This is a genomic window from Streptomyces sp. ICC4, assembly GCF_003287915.1.
GTDB lineage: Bacteria > Actinomycetota > Actinomycetes > Streptomycetales > Streptomycetaceae > Streptomyces > Streptomyces tritrimontium.
The window spans coordinates 5,135,690-5,154,319 of sequence record NZ_CP030286.1 but is presented as its reverse complement, the minus strand read 5'-3'; the positions used below and the strand labels follow the sequence as shown (position 1 = coordinate 5,154,319).

17 protein-coding genes and 2 pseudogenes are annotated in these 18,630 nt (G+C 72.2%); 9 read left to right on the top strand and 10 right to left on the bottom strand.

The window, feature by feature from the left end:
* Positions 1–92: 92 nt before the first annotated feature.
* Positions 93–1,031, top strand: a complete 939-nt coding sequence (locus tag DRB89_RS24025; protein WP_239516308.1) for an alpha/beta hydrolase — start codon at positions 93–95, stop codon at positions 1,029–1,031.
* Positions 1,028–2,455 (top strand): DHA2 family efflux MFS transporter permease subunit, encoded by a 1,428-nt coding sequence (locus DRB89_RS24020; protein WP_112453668.1) that lies wholly within the window; start codon positions 1,028–1,030, stop codon positions 2,453–2,455. The genes DRB89_RS24025 and DRB89_RS24020 overlap by 4 nt, the downstream gene beginning before the upstream one ends.
* Here DRB89_RS24020 and DRB89_RS24015 read toward each other — a convergent pair.
* Positions 2,439–3,146, bottom strand: a complete 708-nt coding sequence (locus DRB89_RS24015) for a TetR/AcrR family transcriptional regulator (protein WP_112450308.1) — start codon at positions 3,144–3,146, stop codon at positions 2,439–2,441. The genes DRB89_RS24020 and DRB89_RS24015 overlap by 17 nt on opposite strands.
* A 167-nt stretch (positions 3,147–3,313) precedes the next feature.
* Between DRB89_RS24015 and DRB89_RS24010 the strand changes: the two genes are divergently transcribed.
* Positions 3,314–3,571: a WhiB family transcriptional regulator gene (locus DRB89_RS24010; protein ID WP_239516845.1), complete on the top strand. Its 258-nt coding sequence runs from the start codon at positions 3,314–3,316 to the stop codon at positions 3,569–3,571.
* Between the two features lie 154 nt (positions 3,572–3,725).
* Here the strand turns inward: DRB89_RS24010 and DRB89_RS24005 are convergent, their stop codons facing one another.
* The 3 genes from DRB89_RS24005 to DRB89_RS23995 all read right to left on the bottom strand — a co-directional run bounded on the left by DRB89_RS24005 (position 3,726) and on the right by DRB89_RS23995 (position 6,022).
* On the bottom strand, positions 3,726–4,697 hold the full coding sequence (locus tag DRB89_RS24005; RefSeq protein ID WP_112450306.1) for an acyl-ACP desaturase: 972 nt from the start codon (positions 4,695–4,697) through the stop codon (positions 3,726–3,728).
* Positions 4,698–4,863: 166 nt separating this feature from the next.
* Positions 4,864–5,112, bottom strand: coding sequence for a hypothetical protein (locus tag DRB89_RS24000; protein WP_343234569.1), 249 nt, complete (start codon positions 5,110–5,112; stop codon positions 4,864–4,866).
* A 58-nt stretch (positions 5,113–5,170) separates the two neighbouring features.
* Positions 5,171–6,022, bottom strand: coding sequence for a Scr1 family TA system antitoxin-like transcriptional regulator (locus DRB89_RS23995; protein ID WP_112450305.1), 852 nt, complete (start codon positions 6,020–6,022; stop codon positions 5,171–5,173).
* A 199-nt stretch (positions 6,023–6,221) separates the two neighbouring features.
* Here DRB89_RS23995 and DRB89_RS23990 point away from each other — a divergent pair, with 199 nt between their 5' ends.
* On the top strand, positions 6,222–6,713 hold the full coding sequence (locus DRB89_RS23990; RefSeq protein ID WP_239516307.1) for an ATP-binding protein: 492 nt from the start codon (positions 6,222–6,224) through the stop codon (positions 6,711–6,713).
* 12 nt (positions 6,714–6,725) lie between these two features.
* On the opposite strand, the gene DRB89_RS23985 is transcribed toward DRB89_RS23990, so the two are convergent.
* The 3 genes from DRB89_RS23985 to DRB89_RS23975 all read right to left on the bottom strand — a co-directional run bounded on the left by DRB89_RS23985 (position 6,726) and on the right by DRB89_RS23975 (position 9,714).
* A complete protein-coding gene (locus tag DRB89_RS23985; protein WP_204357804.1) occupies positions 6,726–8,366 on the bottom strand; it encodes an ABC-F family ATP-binding cassette domain-containing protein in 1,641 nt (546 codons plus the stop codon).
* A 281-nt stretch (positions 8,367–8,647) separates the two neighbouring features.
* A complete protein-coding gene (locus DRB89_RS23980; RefSeq protein ID WP_112450304.1) occupies positions 8,648–9,064 on the bottom strand; it encodes an SsgA family sporulation/cell division regulator in 417 nt (138 codons plus the stop codon).
* Positions 9,065–9,414: 350 nt separating this feature from the next.
* The gene (locus tag DRB89_RS23975; RefSeq protein WP_112450303.1) at positions 9,415–9,714 is read right to left on the bottom strand and encodes a YciI family protein; all 300 of its coding nucleotides are present in this window, start codon (positions 9,712–9,714) and stop codon (positions 9,415–9,417) included.
* A 26-nt stretch (positions 9,715–9,740) separates the two neighbouring features.
* Between DRB89_RS23975 and DRB89_RS23970 the strand changes: the two genes are divergently transcribed.
* Positions 9,741–10,424, top strand: coding sequence for an endonuclease V (locus tag DRB89_RS23970; protein WP_112450302.1), 684 nt, complete (start codon positions 9,741–9,743; stop codon positions 10,422–10,424).
* Between the two features lie 78 nt (positions 10,425–10,502).
* On the opposite strand, the gene DRB89_RS23960 is transcribed toward DRB89_RS23970, so the two are convergent.
* Both DRB89_RS23960 and DRB89_RS23955 read right to left on the bottom strand, forming a co-directional pair.
* Positions 10,503–11,714, bottom strand: a complete 1,212-nt coding sequence (locus tag DRB89_RS23960; RefSeq protein WP_112450301.1) for a saccharopine dehydrogenase NADP-binding domain-containing protein — start codon at positions 11,712–11,714, stop codon at positions 10,503–10,505.
* 129 nt (positions 11,715–11,843) lie between these two features.
* On the bottom strand, positions 11,844–13,442 hold the full coding sequence (locus tag DRB89_RS23955) for a PKD domain-containing protein (RefSeq protein ID WP_112450300.1): 1,599 nt from the start codon (positions 13,440–13,442) through the stop codon (positions 11,844–11,846).
* 281 nt (positions 13,443–13,723) lie between these two features.
* Here DRB89_RS23955 and DRB89_RS23950 point away from each other — a divergent pair, with 281 nt between their 5' ends.
* The 4 genes and pseudogenes from DRB89_RS23950 to DRB89_RS23935 all read left to right on the top strand — a co-directional run bounded on the left by DRB89_RS23950 (position 13,724) and on the right by DRB89_RS23935 (position 17,538).
* Positions 13,724–14,128, top strand: coding sequence for an MmcQ/YjbR family DNA-binding protein (locus DRB89_RS23950; RefSeq protein WP_112450299.1), 405 nt, complete (start codon positions 13,724–13,726; stop codon positions 14,126–14,128).
* Positions 14,129–14,349: 221 nt separating this feature from the next.
* The gene (locus DRB89_RS23945) at positions 14,350–15,447 is read left to right on the top strand and encodes a CaiB/BaiF CoA-transferase family protein (protein WP_239516306.1); all 1,098 of its coding nucleotides are present in this window, start codon (positions 14,350–14,352) and stop codon (positions 15,445–15,447) included.
* A pseudogene (locus DRB89_RS23940) lies at positions 15,447–16,089 on the top strand (LLM class flavin-dependent oxidoreductase). The gene DRB89_RS23945 and the pseudogene DRB89_RS23940 overlap by 1 nt, the downstream one beginning before the upstream one ends.
* A gap of 306 nt (positions 16,090–16,395) precedes the next feature.
* A complete protein-coding gene (locus tag DRB89_RS23935; RefSeq protein ID WP_112450297.1) occupies positions 16,396–17,538 on the top strand; it encodes an acyl-CoA dehydrogenase family protein in 1,143 nt (380 codons plus the stop codon).
* A gap of 201 nt (positions 17,539–17,739) precedes the next feature.
* Here DRB89_RS23935 and DRB89_RS23930 read toward each other — a convergent pair.
* Positions 17,740–18,603, bottom strand: a pseudogene (locus DRB89_RS23930) (ATP-binding cassette domain-containing protein); the annotation flags it as partial.
* Positions 18,604–18,630: the final 27 nt, after the last annotated feature.

Below are 18,630 nucleotides of genomic sequence, written 5' to 3'. Positions count from 1 at the left end.
ACACGAACGATCGTGCTAATATCCCTTCATCATCTTGACCAGGCATTCGTCTGGCCACTCTGAGGAGATCCGGAGAACCGGGCATGCTTCCCATGGCTTCACTCCTGAGCACGACCCTCAACATCACCGCCCGGGCCGCCCCCGGCCCGGTCGGGCGGGCGGCGTTCGCGCTGTTCGTGCGGCCCCTCGGCCGGCCGACGGTGCGGCCGGGCGAGGCGGAGGTCATGGCCCGGGCCGTGACCGACCGGCTCGTCGTGGACGGGATACCCGTCACCACCTACCGCTGGGGCGACGGAGGCCGGCCCGTGCTCGTCGTGCACGGTTGGAGCTCGCGCGCCTCGCGCCTCGCAGGCTTCGTCGAGGCGCTGCGCGCCCAGGGCCGCACCGTCGTCTCCTTCGACGCACCCGGCCACGGCGAGTCCGGCGGCCGGTTCACCACCATCCTCCGGCAGCGCGAGATCATCCGCCGACTGCACGCGCAGCACGGGGACTTCTCCGCCGTCCTGGCCCATTCCTTCGGCGTGGTGGCCACCTTCTTCGCCCTGCGGGACGGGATCCGGGCCGACCGGATCGTCGGGATCGGCGCCATCGCGGACTTCGACTTCCTCGCCGAGCGGTTCCGCGCCAACGCGGGCGTCAACCAGGCCGTCGAGGACGCCCTGCGACGCCACGTACAGCGCCGGCTGTTCCCCGCCGAGCCCGATGTCTGGCCCCGCCTCGACGCCTGCCGCCACCCCGAGGAGGTCCCCTCGGACATCCTGCTCATCCACGACACCGAAGACGACACCTCCGCGCCCTCCCAGTCCCGGGGCATCGCCGCGGCCTACGGGGAGCGGGCCCGCCTGATCGAGACCAGCGGGCTCGGCCACCGCCGCATCCTGCGGGCCCCCGAGATCATCGCCGCCGCCACCGAGTTCCTCACGGCGGCCGAAGTCGAAGTCGAAGCCGGACCATGGGCCAGGGCCCGAGCCGGGGCACCCGCGCAGACCACCGCGCAGGCTCCCGCCGGGATTTCGGCGGCCCGCCGATGACCGCCACCCGGCCCGAAGCCGCCACAGCCGCCACAGCCGCCCCCGCCCCCGCCCCCGGACCCGGAGCCGGGCGGATGCTCGGGCTCGCCAGCGCCGTCACCTTCCTCGCGTTCCTCGACGCCACCGTCGTCAACGTCGCCTTCCCCGACCTCGGACGGGCTTTCCCCGAGGTGTCGCTGGCCCGTCTGACCTGGGTCGTCAGCGCCTACGCCGTACTGTTCGCCGCCCTGCTCGCCGCGGCCGGCCGCCTCGCCGACACCCTCGGCCGGCGCACCCTGTTCATCGGATCCACCTTCGCCTTCACCCTCACCTCGCTCGCCGCCAGCGCGGCCCCCACCGCCGACCTGCTGATCCTGGCCCGCGCCCTCCAGGGAGCCGCCGCCGCGGGGATGATCCCGGCGGCGCTGGGCCTCGTACTCGCCCACACCCCGCCCGCCCGGCGGGCCGCGGCCCTCGGCGCGTGGTCGGCCGCGGGCGGCCTCGCCGCCGCCGTCGGCCCCAGCGTCGGCGGGCTGCTCGTCGAATGGTGGGACTGGCGCGCGATCTTCCTGATCAACGTCCCCCTCGGCCTCGCGGTCTGCCTCGCCGCGGTCCGCGTGGTCCCCAAGGAGGCGCGCACCGGCCGCCGGCTCCCGGACCCCGTCGGTACGGTCGCCCTCGCCGTCGGGATCGGCGCGGTCGTCGCCGGGCTCTCCCAGGGCGCCGAATGGGGCTGGACCGACCCGAAGGTACTCGTCCTCGTCATCGGCGGAGCCCTGTCGGGCGCCCTGGCCCTGCGCCGCTCGCGCAGCCATCCCGCCCCGGCCGTCGACCGGGACCTGTGGCGCGACCGGCTCTTCGCCCGCGCCAACATCGGCGCCCTGCTCTTCGGCGCCGCCATGTACGCGTGGCTGCTGACCGGCCCGTCCTACCTCATCGACCGCTGGGACTACTCGGTCCTGCAAGCCGGCTTCGGCGTCACGCCGGGCGCGATCCTCGCCATGGCCGGCGCGCTCGTCGTGGGACGCCGGGTCCCCGCACGGCTCCAATGGGCGGCCGTCACCGTGGGATCGCTGATCTTCGCCGCCAACGCCCTGCTGCTGTGGGGCTGGGCCGCGGACTCGACCTCGTACGCCCAGATCTTCCTGCCGGCCGGACTGCTCGGCGGCCTCGGCATCGGAGTCGTGGTGACCGCGCTCTCGACGGTGGCCTCGGCCGGACTGCCGCCGCAGCGCTTCGCGGCCGGCACCGGCCTGCTGATGACGGCCCGGCAGCTGGGCGGCGCACTCGGCATCGCCGCCACGGCCGCCCTGCTCACCGGTACGGGTGCGGGCGCCGGTACCGGTGAGCACTGGCGGGGGGTCTTCCTGCTCACCGCGCTCGCCGCGCTGGGCGCGGCGGCCGCCGGCTGGACGATGCGGCGGCCGCCTACGCGGGGAGCCTGACGACGGGGGCGTCGGCCGCCGAGAAGTCGGCGGCGGCGAAAGCGAGCACGGGCGGCCGCTCCGGGAGTTCCTCCGGGGCGGCCGTCGCCGCGCGCAGCCGGGCGAGGATGCCGCGGGCGGCCCGCCCGTAGTCCACGGTGCTCCCGTGCAGCACGGAGTGGGCGTTGGCCAGCTCCATCATCGCCATGATCTCGAAGGCGAGCTGCTCCACGTCCGCGGAGTCGACCGGCTCGCGGAACCCGCCCGCCACCCGGGCCTCCTCCAGGAGCCGCTCCAGATGGCGCGTCCAGTCGCCGCGGATCTTGGCGACCTCGTCGTGGACGGGCCCGGGGCGCGAGTCGAACTCGGCGGCGACGGAGTAGAAGAAGCAGCCGCCCGGGAAGACCCGGCGCCCGGAGTAGTCGATCCAGCTCTCGCACAGCCGCCACACCTTGGCGAGCCCCGCGGGCTCGTCCCGCACGGGCCGTACGACCTCGTCGACGAAGACGGCCCGGGCGGCGTGCACGGTGGCGAGCTGCAGGTCTTCCTTGGAGCCGAAGAGGGCGAACACGCCGCTCTTGCTCAGCCCCAGGTCCGTGGCGATCTTCCCCAGGGACAGGCCCTCCAGGCCGTCCACCGAGGCGATGCTCATCGTCCGCTCCAGGACCGTCCGCCGCGTTTGGTTTCCGCGCTCCACACGTCCGTCTGCCATGCCCCCATCGTACCGAACCCATCGAACGTACGGTCGTTCACTCTTTGGCCGGACCGCGGGGCGGGGCGCGTGTCGATCAGGCGTGTTGCCAATGCGTGTTGATCAGGCGTGTTGATCAGGCGTTGATCGGACGTCCATCGGGGCTCGAGAGGCTCTGCGGCATGTCGATGAACACCACCGCCACCGCAGCCCCCGCCACCGCGGGGGCCCCCGCCTGGTACGAGCTCGCCCTCTGCGCCCAGACGGGCCCGGGCTTCTTCTTCCCGGAGCCCGGCTCCTCGCTGCGCGACGCGAAGCGGCTGTGCGGTGCCTGTGAGGGCCGGACGGCCTGCCTGGAGTACGCCCTGGCCAACGACGAGCGCTTCGGCGTCTGGGGCGGCCTGTCCGAAGCCGAACGGCAGGCCATGCGCTCCCGCCGTCCCTGACCCGTACCCCAGCACCCGTATCCGTACCCGGAGCCGTACGGCGGCGAAGACGCGAAAACCCTGGCAGAGCGAGGCTCTGCCAGGGGAATCGTCGTGATCGTCGTCACCCGCCGCTGCGTGCGTGCGTGCGTGCAGACGGGCGGGCGGAGGCCGGTCAGGCTTTGCGGGCCGCGATGCGCGCCGCGCGGGCGGCCAGGCGCTCGTCGAACTTGCTGGCCTCGGAGTCCAGGCCGTTCATGAAGAGCCCGAGCTCCTCCTGGGCCTTCTGGCCCTCGGGGCCGAGACCGTCGATGTCCATGATCTTCAGGAAGCGGATCACGGGGCTCAGCACGTCGTCGTGGTGGATCCGCAGGTTGTAGACCCCGCCGATCGCCATCTGCGCGGCCATCCGCTCGAAGCCGGGCATGCCGTGTCCGGGCATCCGGAAGTCGACCACGACGTCCCGTACGGCCTTCATCGTCAGGTCGGGGGCGATCTCGAAGGCCGCGCCCAGCAGGTTGCGGTAGAAGATCATGTGCAGGTTCTCGTCCTGCGCGATGCGGGCCAGCATGCGGTCACAGACCGGGTCACCGGACTGGTGGCCGGTGTTGCGGTGCGAGATGCGGGTCGCGAGCTCCTGGAAGGCCACGTACGCCACGGAGTGGAGCATCGAGTGGCGGTTGTCGGACTCGAAGCCCTCCGACATGTGCTGCATCCGGAATGCTTCCAGCTTGTCCGGGTCCACGGCGCGCGAGGCCAGCAGGTAGTCGCGCATCACGATGCCGTGGCGGCCCTCCTCGGCGGTCCAGCGGTGCACCCAGGTGCCCCAGGCGCCGTTGCGGCCGAAAAGCGAGGCGATCTCGTGGTGGTAGCTGGGGAGGTTGTCCTCGGTCAGCAGGTTCACGACGAGCGCGATCTTGCCGATTTCGGTGACCTTGGACTGCTCCGGGTCCCAGGCCTCGCCGTCCTCGAAGAAGCCGGGGAAGTTCCGGCCGTCGCTCCACGGGACGTACTCGTGGGGCATCCAGTCCTTGGTGACCTTCAGATGGCGGTTGAGCTCCTGCTCGACCACCTCTTCCAGCGCGAACAGCAGCTTGGCGTCGGTCCACGCCTCCGAGCTGCCGAGGTGGGGAGAGGTGATCGTCACGGGTACTCCTGAGTGCAAAGCGAATTACCTACGGTTCCGTAGCCTACGGAGTCGTAGGTTAAGCCCGACATCAAGACCAGCCAAGCCCCACACAGGCTTGTGTCCGGTTACATCCGGTTATCTATGCAGTTTGAGGGGGGTCGGGAGCGGCCCGGATGAGTAAAACTCACGCCAGAAGGTGGTCCGCGGCGCCTGCCTTGACGGCAGAGACGAGTGCGCGGAGGGCGTCGATCGAGTCCGTCACGAACGCGGCGGACCCGGTGGTGCCGATATAGGCCCGGTCCTCGGCGTCGCGCCCGAACCGGAAACAGTTCGCGCCTTCGCTGCAGAAGGCCTCGTCCCAGGCGATGTCCGTCGCCGCCGCGGCGGCCGTCGTGGTCGCGGGTGCGGCCGCGGGTGTGGTCGTGGTGCCCATGTCGTTCTCTCGTCTTCTCGTCGGATCCGGTCAGGTGGTCAGTCAGCCGGTCAGCCGGTCAGAGGGTCTGTGCGATCGCGCGGACGAAATCGCGGGACTCGGCGGCCGGCAGCGCCAGCGAGCGGAGCCGCTCCAGCAGTCCGCGGTAGCGGAGCAGCTTCATCTGCGAATCCAGCAACATCGAGCCGTGCGAGCTGTCGAGCTGCACGGTGTCCAGCTCGCTGATCTCGGCGGCCGCGTAGGTGAAGGACTGGCCGGCGCCGGGGAAGCCGCCGGCGGTGAACGGAATCACGCGCACCGTCGCGCGGGCCCGCTCCGACTGCTCCAGTACGTGTTCGAGCTGGGCCCGCGCCACCTTGGGTCCGCCGAACTGCATCCGCAGCGCCGCCTCGTGGACGACCACCTCGTACAGCGGGGGCGCGTCGCGCGCGAACACCTGCTGGCGGTGCATCCGCAGGGCGAGGCGCGCCTGCAGGTCCGGCTCGGGCAGCGGCGGGTCAGCGGTGTCGAACACGGCCCGGGCGTGCGCCTCGGTCTGCAGCAGCCCGGGTATGTGGGTGGTCACGGCGGTGTGCAACTCGACGGAGTGGTGCTCGAGTTCGCAGATGTCCAGCAGCGCGGGCGGGAGCATTCCCCGGTGCTGCTCCCACCACCCCTTGTCGCGCTCCCGCGCCATCGAGGCGAGCAGGTCCACGAGCCCCGTGTCGGGGCAGTCGTAGTTGAAGGCGAGGGTGCGGACGCGCTCGGCGCTGATGCCGATCCGGCCGGATTCGATGTTCGGGATCCGGGTCCGGTCCACCCCGAGGAGCGCCGCGGCCTGTTGGACGGTCGTGCCCGACTGCTCGCGGAGTTTGCGCAGCTCGGAGCCCAGGCGCTGCTGTCGCGCGGTCGGCGTACTCCTGGGTGGCACGGATCCCCTCTCCTCCGGCCGGGGGTAGGCGGGTTGCCCTCACGAGTCCGGAAATGCCCTGAGAAAACGGCAAGTCGTCGTACAAGTAGTAGCACTGTGCACCGCGTTGCGCTACGGTCGGTAATGCAAGTCTCACACGGGGCGACCTCGAGGTCTTGTACGACCACACGACACGCACCCAGAACCTTGGAGCAGCACGATGACGGGCACTCTCCGTGGCCTGCGGTTGGTCCACGAGTTGCGGCAGGCCCCGCCCGAGGCGGACAAGCTGAGCTACTCCATAGGCCTGCCGGGCGGCGCCTACTGCGCGGGCAGCGCGCGCGGCGCCATCCGGACCCTCCTGGCCCGGCACGGGCTGTCCGACCTCTGCGATACCGCGGCCCTCGCCGCCTCCGAACTCGTGGCCTGCGCCTATCGGTTCACGCCCGACAAGGAGATGATGCTCAAAGTCCGCTGGCAGTTCGACGCGTTGCGCATCGTCGTCTACGACCAGCACCCGGCGCACTCCTCGCCCGAGGCGAGCGAGGAGTGCCGGATCCGGCGCAGCCGGGGGATGTGGCTGCTCTCGGCGGTCATCGGCTCGTGCGGCGGGGACTGGGGGCTCACCCCGGTCCTCACCCCCATGGGCGGCACCAAGTCCTGGGCCTTACTGCCGCTGCCGCTGCCGCTGCCGCTGCCGCTGCCGCGCTAGCTCCGCACCGGCTCACGCCGGCCACAGGGAAGCACGGACCTCCTCGGCCGTGGTCGGGCGCAGCCCGCCGTCGAGCAGCAGCCACCGCGTGACGCCGATCGACTCCAGGAACGGCACGTCGTGGCTCGCCACCACGAGCGCCCCCTCGTACGAATCCAGCGCTTCCGTCAACTGGCGTACGGATCCCAGGTCCAGGTTGTTCGTCGGCTCGTCCAGCATGAGCAGCTGGGGAGCGGGCTCCGCCAGCAGCAGCGCCGCCAGCGCCGCCCGGAACCGCTCGCCGCCCGACAGGGTGCCGGCCGGCCGGTCCGCGCGCGCGCCCCGGAACAGGAAGTGCGCGAGGCGCGCCCGGATCAGGTTGTCCGTGGCGTGCGGCGCGAACCGCGCCACGTTCTCCACGACCGAGCGGTCGTCGTCCAGCACGTCGAGGCGCTGCGGCAGGTACCGCACCGGCACGTGCGCCACCGATTCGCCCGACTCCGGGGCCAGTTCCCCCGCGATCGTCCGGAGCAGCGTCGTCTTGCCGGAGCCGTTGCCGCCCACCAGGGCGATCCGCTCCGGACCGCGCAGCTCCCACTCGCCCGCCACCGGAGCTCCGTGGGCCGGGCGCAGCTCGCTCAGGGTGAGCACGCGGCGGCCGGGCGGCACCCGGGTCGCGGGGAGTTCGATCCGGATCTCGGCGTCCTCCCGTACCGCCAGGGCCGCCTGGTCGAGGCGTTCCTTGGCCTGCGCCAGCTTCTCGGTGTGCATGATGCGCTGCTTGCCGGCCGACTCCTGCGCCGCTCGCTTGCGGGCGCCCATGACGATCTTCGGCTCGCGCTTGGTGTCGTTCATCTTCTGGCCGTACCGCTTGCGCCGCGCCAACGTGACCTGCGAGTCGGCCAGTTCCCGCTTCTGGCGCTGTACGTCGGCCTGCGCGACCCGGACCATCCGTGTCGCCGCCTCCTGCTCGGCCGCGAGCAGCGCCTCGTACTGCGTGAAGTTGCCGCCGTACCAGCGGACTTCGCCGTCGCGCAGATCGGCGATCTGGTCGACCCGCTCCAGCAGCTCCCGGTCGTGGCTGACCAGGACCAGCAGCCCGGTCCAGGACTCCACGGCCGCGTACAGCCGGCGCCGGGCCCGCAGGTCGAGGTTGTTGGTCGGCTCGTCGAGCAGCAGGACGTCCGGCCGGGCCAGCAGCAGGGCGGCCAGGCGCAGCAGGACGCACTCCCCGCCGGACAGTTCTCCGACGCTGCGGTCCAGGCCGATCCGGGCCAGACCGAGCTGGTCGAGCGTGGCCAGGGCCCGTTCCTCCACGTCCCAGTCGTCGCCGACGGCCGCGAAGTTGGCCTCGGTCGCCTCGCCGGCCTCGATGGCGAGCAGGGCGGCCCGGGCGGTGTGCACGCCGAGGGCCTCGTCCACGCGCAGGGCGGTGTCGAAGGTGACGGACTGCGGGAGGTAGCCGATCGTGCCGGCTACGGCCAACTGTCCCTCCGAGGGCGTCAGTTCACCCGCGATGAGCTTGAGGAGGGTGGACTTCCCGCAGCCGTTGAGGCCGATCAGGCCGGTGCGGCCGGGGCCGACGGCCAGGTGGAAACCGTCGAAGACGGGGGTTCCGTCGGGCCAGTCGAAGGACAGCGCGGAACACGTGATGAAAGAGGGGGCAGGACTCATGGAGGCCTCCAGGTTGCGTGAATGGTGCGTGCAACGTGGTGAGACAGCGGACCGGACCGTCGGCGGCCACCGTGACGACGGGGGCGGCGGTGGTGACGGGGATCGGTGTCTCGGACCTCAGACGAGCAATGTCCTGCTCCGTTTCGGCGGGGATGGGGCGTCTACGAAGCTACGGTCGGGCGGGGGCGCCCGCAAACGAATTAGGCCGTCTCTTACGGATCTTGCGGGTCAGGCAAGATCCGTAAGAGACGGCCCAGGGGAGGCGCGGTCGCCCGCTCCGCTCAGCAGGAGTCGCGCATCAGCTCGGCCAGGCTCTGGTCCATGTCGAGGTACAGGTGCTCCAGGCCCGGGGGCACGACGGTCGAGGCCCGCTCCAGGAAGCGGTGCAGATCGGCCGTGACCATCAGCACGATGGCGACGCCCTCGGGGGCGTGGAACTCGACGGTGGTCCGGTCGGCGTCGTACGGGCGCACGCGCACGTCGCCGTAGCCCGCCGGGCGGTCCAGCCCGGCTTCCAGCAGCTCTCGCGAGAAGGTCCACGAGACCTCGACGCCCTCCAGGGTGGCGGGCGCGGGGAAGGCCATCCGGACGGCGAAGGGATCCGACCGGTCGTAGCAGAACGTGACCGGGACGGTGTCGACCTTCGGCGCGGTGGCGACCAGTCGGGCCTGCACGGCCTGCTCGATGACAGTGATCAAGGCTCGCTCCCTTGCGGCGGATCTCTCGCCGGGCCATGGGGTGGTGCCCGGCAACGGGATAGACGCGGGATCCGGCCGATCCGTGCACACGAGAAGGAGTGAGCTGTGTCACCGAGTGGCCGGAAAACATCTGTGTGATCGCACAGAGTGACGCCAGAGCAGGGATGTCAGGGATTCCCGGGCAGCTCCGAGCGCTCAGGAGGGCGCACAGGACGGCTGGTTTCCGCTCACTCCACAGGCCCAAGGGGGGTCCGGAGCTCTTCGTGCGCTACTCCGTCCGGGGTGGCGCCCGCCCGTGGTTCGGGCCCGGCCGGATCCACCTGGACGACCGGGTTCTAAACGACCAGGTTCTAGACGACCGGGTTCTCCCGCACCGTCGACAGGTCCGCCGACGTCTTCGTCGCGAGGAACTCGGTGATGCGGTAGGCGCAGACGCCCGCCACGGTGAACGGGTCCTCGGAGGCGATCTTCTCGATCTCGGCGCGGGAGACCCCGCCGGCCAGGATGACGCCGCCGTCGCGCGGGACCTTGCGGCCCGAGGCGAGGAAGATCCCGGCGGCGTAGTAGCCGTCCAGCCAGGCGATGTGCGCGTCCATCTCCTCTTCGACGGCTTCGACGGGCGCGGTGTAGGTGAGCTCCATGACGAACATGATCGCCAGGCTACTCTCGCACCACTATGACGAGTGCGAAGATCCCCGCCGACGAGGCCGAGGCCAAGGCGATACAAGACGAACTGCGCGGCCGCGTCATCCTGACCGAGACCGGCCCCCCGCCCGGTGAAGGGCTGATCGCCGGGGTGGACGTGGCCTACGACGACGAGCGCGACCTCGTCGCCGCCGCGGCCGTCGTGCTGGACGCGGCCACCCTGCGGGTGGTGGAGGAGGCGACCTCCGTCGGGCGGGTCAGCTTCCCCTACGTGCCCGGGCTGCTCGCCTTCCGCGAGCTGCCGACCGTGCTGGCCGCGCTGGACGCGCTGAGCGTCACGCCCGGCCTCGTCGTCTGCGACGGCTACGGCCTCGCCCACCCGCGCCGCTTCGGCCTCGCCTGCCACCTCGGCGTGGTCACCGGGCTGCCCGCCATCGGCATCGCGAAGAACCCGTTCACCTTCACCTACGGGGAACCGGGCGCCCGGCGCGGTGACGCCGCCCCGCTGCGCGCGGCCGACGGCGACGAGGTCGGGCGGGCGCTGCGCACGCAGGACGGGATCAAGCCCGTGTACGTCTCCGTCGGGCACCGCGTCTCGCTGGACAACGCCTGCGCGCACGCCCTCGCCCTGAGCCCCCGCTTCCGCATCCCGGAGACCACCCGGCACGCCGACTCCCTGTGCCGGCGCGCCCTGCGCGAAGCAACCGCCGGCTGAGCAACCGCCGGCTGAGCAACCGCCGGCCGAGCAACCGCCGGCCGAGCCGCCGGCCGGCCGGTGGGCCGCCCGCGGCCGTCAGTCGCGGGCCGCCACCCGGAAGCGGATCCCCGCCTTCTGGAGCCGGTCCAGCAGGGCGTCGCCCATCGCCACGGCGGTCGTCAGCTGCCCGGAGACCTCGGGCAGGGCGTCGTAGGCCAGGCAGAGCGCCGACTCCGCCAGCATCTTCGCGGTCTCCCCGTACCCGGGGTCGCCGCCCGAGACCTCGGTGAAGACCCGGCGGCCGCCGCCCTCGCCCACGAACCGCACGGTGAACCAGCTGCGCGCCCGCCGCTCCGCGTCCGGGCCCCGGCCCGGCTCCCAGCGGCCCGCGAGCCACCGGCGCACCGGCGGGACCTGGGCCAGCGCGGCCACCCCGCCGACCGCCGCCGTACCGCCCACCGCGACGGGCAGGTGGCGTACGGAGGCGTAGTGCCGGTAGCGGAAGTCCGGGCCGTAGCGCTCCAGCGCGGCCGCCGACCGGGCCACGACCTGGGGGTCCAGCGTGGGCAGGGGCAGCGCCCACGCGCCGGTCTCCCGGCTGAAGCGCGGCGCGCCCACGGGCCCCCGCACGCGCCGGCCGGGCAGCCGGGGTTCGTGCAGCCGGCGGGCGCGGGCGGCGGCCAGGTTCTGCGGGCCGCGGCCCATCGCGGTGAGCAGCGTGGTCAGGGTGCCGCCGGAGAAGAGGGCGTTGGAGCGCAGGAACCCGTCCACGGTCAGCGGCACCCCGGCCGGCAGCTGACCGACCGTGAAGTACGCGCCGAGGTCTGCCGGGATCGAGTCGAAGCCGCAGGCGTGGACGATGCGGGCACCCGTCTCGCGGGCCCGGGCGTCGTGTTCGACGTACATCCGGTCCACGAATTCGGGCTCGCCGGTGAGGTCGACGTAGTCGGTGCCCGAGGCGGCGCAGGCGGCGACCAGCCCGGCCCCGTACCAGACGTACGGTCCCACGGTGGTGGCCAACACCCTGGTGGAGGCGGCCAGTTCGTGCTGCGACCCGGCGTCCTCGGCGTCCGCGACGAGCAGCGGGAGGTCCGTGCAGGCCGGGTTGATGGCGGTCAGGCGCTCGCGCAGCCGCTCCAGCTTCGGCAGGCTCCGGCCGGCGAGGGCCCACCGGCAGCCCGCGGGGGCGTGCGCGGCGAGGTACTCGGCGGTCAGCGCCCCCACGAACCCCGTCGCGCCGAAGAGCACGAGGTCGTACGTCCGTTCATGCCCCGCGGCCCTGCCGGTCCGCTGAACCTCTTCGCCCATCACGGTTCCTCCCCGCTCGTGTCGGTGGCTGAGGCTAGCGTGTGACCGCCGTGCGACGGACGGCGCCCCGGGGGCGGCCCGGAGGGCCGCCCCCGGGGCGCCGGTCACACCGCCCGTCCGGCGGCCGGTTCAGTTCTTGTCGTAGTAGCCGAACATGTCGACGATCAGGTCGATGTCGTCGTCGGACTGGTTCCAGAAGTCGACGATGCCGTTGTTGCCCGTGCTCGCCTGCACCATGTTCGGGACGGTCTTGCCCGCGGTGAAGTTGAGGGTGGACGTGGTGGGCGCGACGGGCCAGGAAGCCGATCCGCCGTCGTACATCCAGCGGGCGTTCGGGTCCGGCGCGACCGCGAGGAAGCCGGGGCCCATGGTGTTGGTGGTCGTGGCGTTCAGCACGTAGCCCGAGTCGTCGGGGTACTTCGAGGAGAAGTCCACCCAGATGTAGTCGCGGCCCCACAGCGGTCCGTAGACGCCGCCCTGGGGGTCGCGGGTGTCGAACACGCGCTTCGGCTTGAGGCGCATGTAGGCGCCCTCGCCCGCCGGGCTGTAGTGGCCGACGACGTCGACGACGACATCGGTCCCGGCCCACGCGCCGTTGCGGATGTTGATCTTGCCGTCCGCGCCGACGGGGACGATCACCGAGTTGGCGACGGTCTGGCCCGCGGTGAAGTTCAGGTTGGAGGCGCCGGGCGCCGGCTGGCCGCTCGGGTACGCGGTCAGGTGGCCGGCTTCCCGGGGACCCGTGACGGTCACGTTGAGCGCCACCGCGGTGACGCCCGCCGGCACTCCGCGGCTGCCGCCGATCTGGAGGCCGAACGAACTCTGCCCGGCGACCTGGCCCTTGGCGGTGCCGAGGCCCGAGCGGGTGTCGGCGAAGCGGACCGGGTCGATGGGGGTGTAGCCGCTGGAGGCGGCCTTGGTGAAGTAGCCGGTGACGTCGGCGATCAGGTCGATCGACTCCCAGCCGCCGTTGTACAGATCGACGTAGCCGTCGGCGCCCACGGGCACGATCGCCAGGTTCGGCACCGTCTGGCCGGGGACGAAGTTGACGTTCGAGGTGATCGGCTTTTCCGCGCCGGAGGGGAACGCCGTGACGTGGCCGGCGCTGGTGGCGTTCGTGACGGTCAGGTTGAGGACGACCGAGGTGACGCCCGCCGGTATCTTGCCGTTGCCGGCGATCTTGAGGTGCGCCGAGGCGTACGGGGCGACCTTGCCCTTCGCGGCGCCCGTGCCGTCGCGGGTGTCCAGCAGGCGGGTGGGGCCGTACGGGGTGAACTCCGAGCCCAGGGTGGCGACCTCGACCGTGTTGCCGGCCGAGGTGCCCGCGGCGGTGTCCGTCACGGTGACCTTGACGGTGTAGGTGCCGAGGTCCTCGTAGTTGTGCGGGGTGGTGATCGTCGCGCCGCCGTAGGTGCCCTCCTGGCTCGTGGTGCCGTCACCCCAGTCGATGTCCACGGTGAGCCAGGCCCCGGTCGCGCCGGAGATCGTGGTGTCCAGGGATATCGAGTGCGCCGACTCGGTGTAGGCGGCGAGGGCGACGACGAGATCCGAGTCCTCGGCCGCGGACCGCGCGGCGGCCTTGCCCCCGGCGGGCTCGGTGGTCTTGCGGACCGAGCGGTCGGCCGGGCTCTTGAAGGTCTTGAAGTCCTCCGCCGCGGCCTCCTTCGGGTCCACGTCGGGCACGGAGACACCGTGCTTGCCGGCTGCGGCCGGGTCGGCCTGCGCCATGCCTGGTATGAGAGAAATGCCTGCCGCGAGAATGGTCGCGGATGCTACGAGTCGGCGATATGACACCGAGCCCCCCCAAATGTCTGTGCGCCCTTGATCAGGGCGGAAAGCGTGCACAGCCTACAGAGCGGCAAGTCCGTTGATCACATGGGTTTAGCTGTTCGCTTGTGCGACCGCCGCGGACTCGCGACCCGCGTGCCCGACGTCCCCGCGCGCCCCGCGTTAGCGTGAGGGCGGACCGTCCGCGGGTGCGGACGCGACCGCGGCGGACGGAGGATTCCATGAAGGGTGCGGTGCGCAAGTGGGAGGCGGTCCGGGAGTTCGCCCGGGGGCTGCCGGAGGCCGGGGAGGAGTTCCCGTGGGGCCCTGAGGACTGCGTGGTGAAGGTCAACAAGAAGATCTTCGTCTTCCTGGGCAACGCGGACGGCCCGCGGCCGCCCGGGATCTCCGTGAAGCTCAAGGACGAGGCGCTGCACGGCCACGCCATGACCGCGCCCGGGGCCGAGCCGACCGGGTACGGACTGGGGAGGGCCGGTTGGGTCTCGGTGCCGCTGGGGGAGAAGGGGGCGCCCTCCGCCGAGGTGCTGTGCGAGTGGGTGGAGGAGAGCTACCGGACGGTCGCGCTCAAGCGGCACCTGAAGGAACTCGACGCGCGGATCGCGGCCCGGATCGGGCCAACCGGCTAAGCGCTTGCTCTTGTGCTGAGTGGAACAGGTTCCTAGCATCACTGGTGTTACATCAGTTGTGTCACACAGTGGCCGCAGTGGTGCCACGGGATCCTGGGGGCTCGATGGCAGGGACAGGGAACGCGTCCGGCAGCGGAGAAGGCAGCGGAGAAGGCACCGGAGAAGGCAGCGGAGGAGGCAGCGGAGGAGGCAGCCGGAGCGGCGGCGGCCCGCTCGCGGGCGTGCGCGTCGTCGAGCTGGCGGGCATCGGGCCGGGCCCCTTCGCCGCCATGCTCCTCGCCGACCTGGGGGCAGACGTCGTGCGCGTGGACCGGCCCGGCGGTGGCGGGCTCGCGGTGAACCCGACCTACGACATCACCAACCGGAACAAGCGCTCCGTCCTCGTCGACCTGAAGTCCGCCGACGGTCCCGCCCGCGTGCTGGACCTCGCCCTGCGCGCCGACGTCCTCATCGAGGGGTTCCGCCCCGGGGTCGCCGAGCGGCTCGGCGTCGGCCCGGCCGACTGCCACGCCCGCAATCCGAAGCTCGTCTACGGACGGATGACCGGCTGGGGCCAGGACGGCCCGCTCGCCCACACCGCCGGGCACGACATCGCGTACATCGCCGTCACCGGCGCCCTCGGCATGATCGGCAACCCGGGCGAGCCCCCGGCGGTCCCCGCCAACCTGGTCGGCGACTACGCCGGCGGCTCCCTCTACCTCGTCATCGGCGTCCTCGCCGCCCTCCAGTACGCCCGCACCCCCGGTGGCACCGGCCAGGTGGTGGACGCGGCCATCGTCGACGGCACCGCCCACCTCACCGCCATGATCCACGGCATGCTCGCGGCCGGCGGCTGGCAGGACCGGCGCGGGGCCAACCTCCTCGACGGCGGCTGCCCCTTCTACGGCACCTACGAGACCTCCGACGGCGGCCACATGGCCGTCGGCGCGCTGGAGCAGCAGTTCTACGACACCTTCGTGGAGCTCCTCGGCATCAAGGACCAGGCCCCCGCCCGCAAGGACCTCGCCCGCTGGGGCGAGCTGCGGGGCGCCGTCGCCGCGCGCTTCAAGTCCCGTACCCGCGAGGAGTGGACGGCCGTCTTCGAGGGCACCGACGCCTGCGTGGCGCCCGTGCTCTCGCTCCGCGAGGCCCCGCACCACCCGCACCTCGCGGCTCGGGGCACCTTCGTCGAGGCCGCCGGAATCACCCAGCCCGCGCCCGCGCCGCGCTTCTCCGCGACCCCGGCCGGCGCCGTGGGCGGCCCCGCACTGCCGGGCGCGCACACGGAGTCGGTGGCGGCGGACTGGGACGTGCCGGCGCTGCTCGGGAAGGAGGGCTGATGGAGCTCTCCATGATGCTGGACCACTCCCCCAGCTACCGCTGGGAGGTACCCCCTGGGGACCCGCGCCGGGCCGCCGACGCGGCCGCGGAGCTGGAGACGGCCGGGCTCGACGCCGTGTGGGTCGCCGAGGCCTGGGGCTTCGACTCCCCGACGATCATGGGGTACCTGGCTGCCCGCACGGAGCGGATGAAGATCGGCTCGGCCATCCTCAACGTCTACTCGCGCACGCCCGCGCTCATCGCCCAGACGGCGGCGGGCCTGGACGCGATGTCCGGCGGCCGGGCGCTGCTCGGCCTCGGAGCCTCGGGCCCGCAGGCGGTCGAGGGCTGGCACGGGAAGCCGTACGACAAGCCGATCGGCCGGCACGGCAAGGCGCTGCGGATGCTGACCCGGCCGGTCCGCGCGGACATCCCCGTCTACGTGGCCTCGCTGGGGCCGGCCAACGTGCGGATGACGGCGGAGATCGCCGACGGCTGGCTGACGCCGCCGTACCGTGCGAGCTCACCACGCTGTGCGGGCCGGAGGGTTACGTGCGCGAGTGCGTCGAGGCCTTCGGGCCGCCGGGGTGACCATGCTCAACGTCACGCCCGTCGGCCCCGAGCCCGCCCAGTCGATCGCAACCGTCGAGAACTGGCTCTAAGACTTGATCCGTTATCCCCGTGGGGATGACGGATTGCAGCCGGGGCGGTTCCTGGTCTGTCCGGCGTGGTCGCCCGGGGGCGGCTCATCCGGGGTCGCTCGGGGCGCTGGTCCGGCATTCGGGGAGCAGAGGCACAGCTCAGACGCTGTGCTGCCGCGTGATCCGTACCGGCAAGCCGGGGACAGACACGATGCGGTTGACTCCCACAGGGCGTCTTCTCGCCCTATCCCTTGCGGAACTTGGCGATCGTAACGGAATTACGGAACACCTCTTAGCGAGCAGGCAAGACACCCCTAGGGAGCCCCGATGCAACGCCGCATCTTCGACGCCGATCACGAGACGTTCCGCGAGACCGTCCGCACCTTCCTCGCCAAGGAGGTGCTGCCGCACTACGAGCAGTGGGAGAAGGACGGCGTCGTCAGCCGCGAGGCCTGGCGTGCCGCCGGCCGCCAGGGGCTGCTCGGCCTGGCCGTCCCGGAGGAGTACGGGGGCGGCGGGAACACCGACTTCCGGTACGCGGCGGTGATCGCCGAGGAATTCACCCGGGCGGGCGCCGCCGGACTCGCGATCGGCCTGCACAACGACATCATCGGGCCGTACCTGACCTCGCTGGCCACCGAGGAGCAGAAGCGCCGCTGGCTGCCCGGCTTCTGCTCCGGCGAGATCATCACGGCCATCGCGATGACCGAGCCGGGCGCGGGCTCCGACCTCCAGGGGATCCGGACCACCGCCGAGGACGCGGGCGACCACTGGGTGCTCAACGGCTCCAAGACCTTCATCTCCAACGGCATCCTCGCCGACCTGGTGGTCGTGGTCGCGAAGACCACCCCCGAGGGCGGGGCGCACGGCATGTCGCTGCTGGTCGTGGAGCGCGGCACCGAGGGCTTCGAGCGCGGCCGCAACCTCGACAAGATCGGCCAGAAGGCGCAGGACACCGCCGAGCTGTTCTTCAACGACGTGCGCGTCCCCAAGGAGAACCTGCTCGGTGAGCTGAACGGCGCCTTCGTCCACCTGATGACCAATCTCGCGCAGGAGCGGATGGGCATCGCCATGGCCGGCATCGCCGCCGCCGAGTACCTGCTGGAGATCACCACGCAGTACGTGAAGGAGCGCGAGGCCTTCGGGCGGCCGCTCTCCAAGCTCCAGCACATCCGGTTCGAGATCGCGGAGATGGCCACCGAGTGCGCGGTCACCCGCACCTTCCTGGACCGCTGCATCACCGACCACTCCAACGGGGAGCTGGACCACGTCCACGCCTCGATGGCGAAGTGGTGGGCCACCGAACTGCAGAAGCGGGTCGCCGACCGCTGCCTGCAACTGCACGGCGGATACGGATACATGACCGAGTACCGCGTCGCGCGGGCCTTCGTCGACGGCCGCATCCAGACCATCTACGGCGGGACGACCGAGATCATGAAGGAGATCATCGGCCGCTCCCTGCTCGGCTGACCCCGCGCACCGCCCCCTGTCCCTTCTACACATCTGACGCTCCCCACGATCTACTCGTCGTTGATCTCTGCGCTCGCTTGCCTTCGGGATGTAACGAGACTGGCTAGTAGGCGGGTAGAGATGAGAAGAAACGCAAGGACCCGGGCGGCCCGCGGGGCCTGGGAGAGGTCCCGGCCGGCGCGGGAGGGCGGCGCGGGGGCGGCGGGCGGCGGAGGCGCGGCCGGGGGGGAGCGGGCCGAGCGCGGGGGGGGCGCCGGGGACGGGGGTGAAGGCGCGCTCGGGCAGGGCGTCCAGCAGTCCGCGCGCGTAGGGGTGGCGCGGGCCGGGACCGCCGAAGAACGGCCCGGCGGCGGCGGTCTCCACGATGCGCCCGGCGTACATGACCGCCACGGTGTCGGCGATGCGGTGGGCCGCCGCGAGATCGTGCGTGATCATCAGCAGCGCCCGGTCGGCGGCCCCGGTGTGGGCCTTGAGCTCGTCGACGGTGCGGTGCACGAGGTCCCGGTCGAGGCCGGTGGTCGGTTCGTCGGCGAGCAGCAGGGGCGCCTCGCCGATCAGCGCGAGCGCGGTCGCCGCGCGCTGGGCGAGGCCGCCGGAGAGCTCGTGGGGGTGGCGGTCGAGGTGGCTGGCCGGGAAGGCGGCCCGGTCGGCGGCGGCCTCCGCCGCCGACCGGAGCCCCGCCTTGGCGGTGCCCGTCAGTTCGCGCACGGTCTCCTCCAGGTGGGAGCGGACGGTGCGTACCGGGGTGAGGTGCGCGGCCGGGCTCTGCGGGACCAGCGCGACCCGGCGGCCCCGGACGGTCCGGGAGAGGGTCCGCTCGTCGAGGGCGAGCAGGTCGAGGCCGTCGGCGAGCCTGGCCGAGCCCGCCGTCTCGGCGTTGCCGGGGAGCAGGCCGAGGAGGGCGGAGGCCAGGACGGACTTGCCGCAGCCGCTCTCGCCGACGAGGGCGAGGCACTCGCCGGGAGCCAGGGTGAAGGAGGCGTCGGTGACGGCCTCGACGTGGCGGCCGCCGCGCATGCGGAAGCGGACGGAGAGCCGGTCCACGGTGAGCACGGGCCCGGTCATCCTCACGGGCGACGGCGGGGGCTGGTG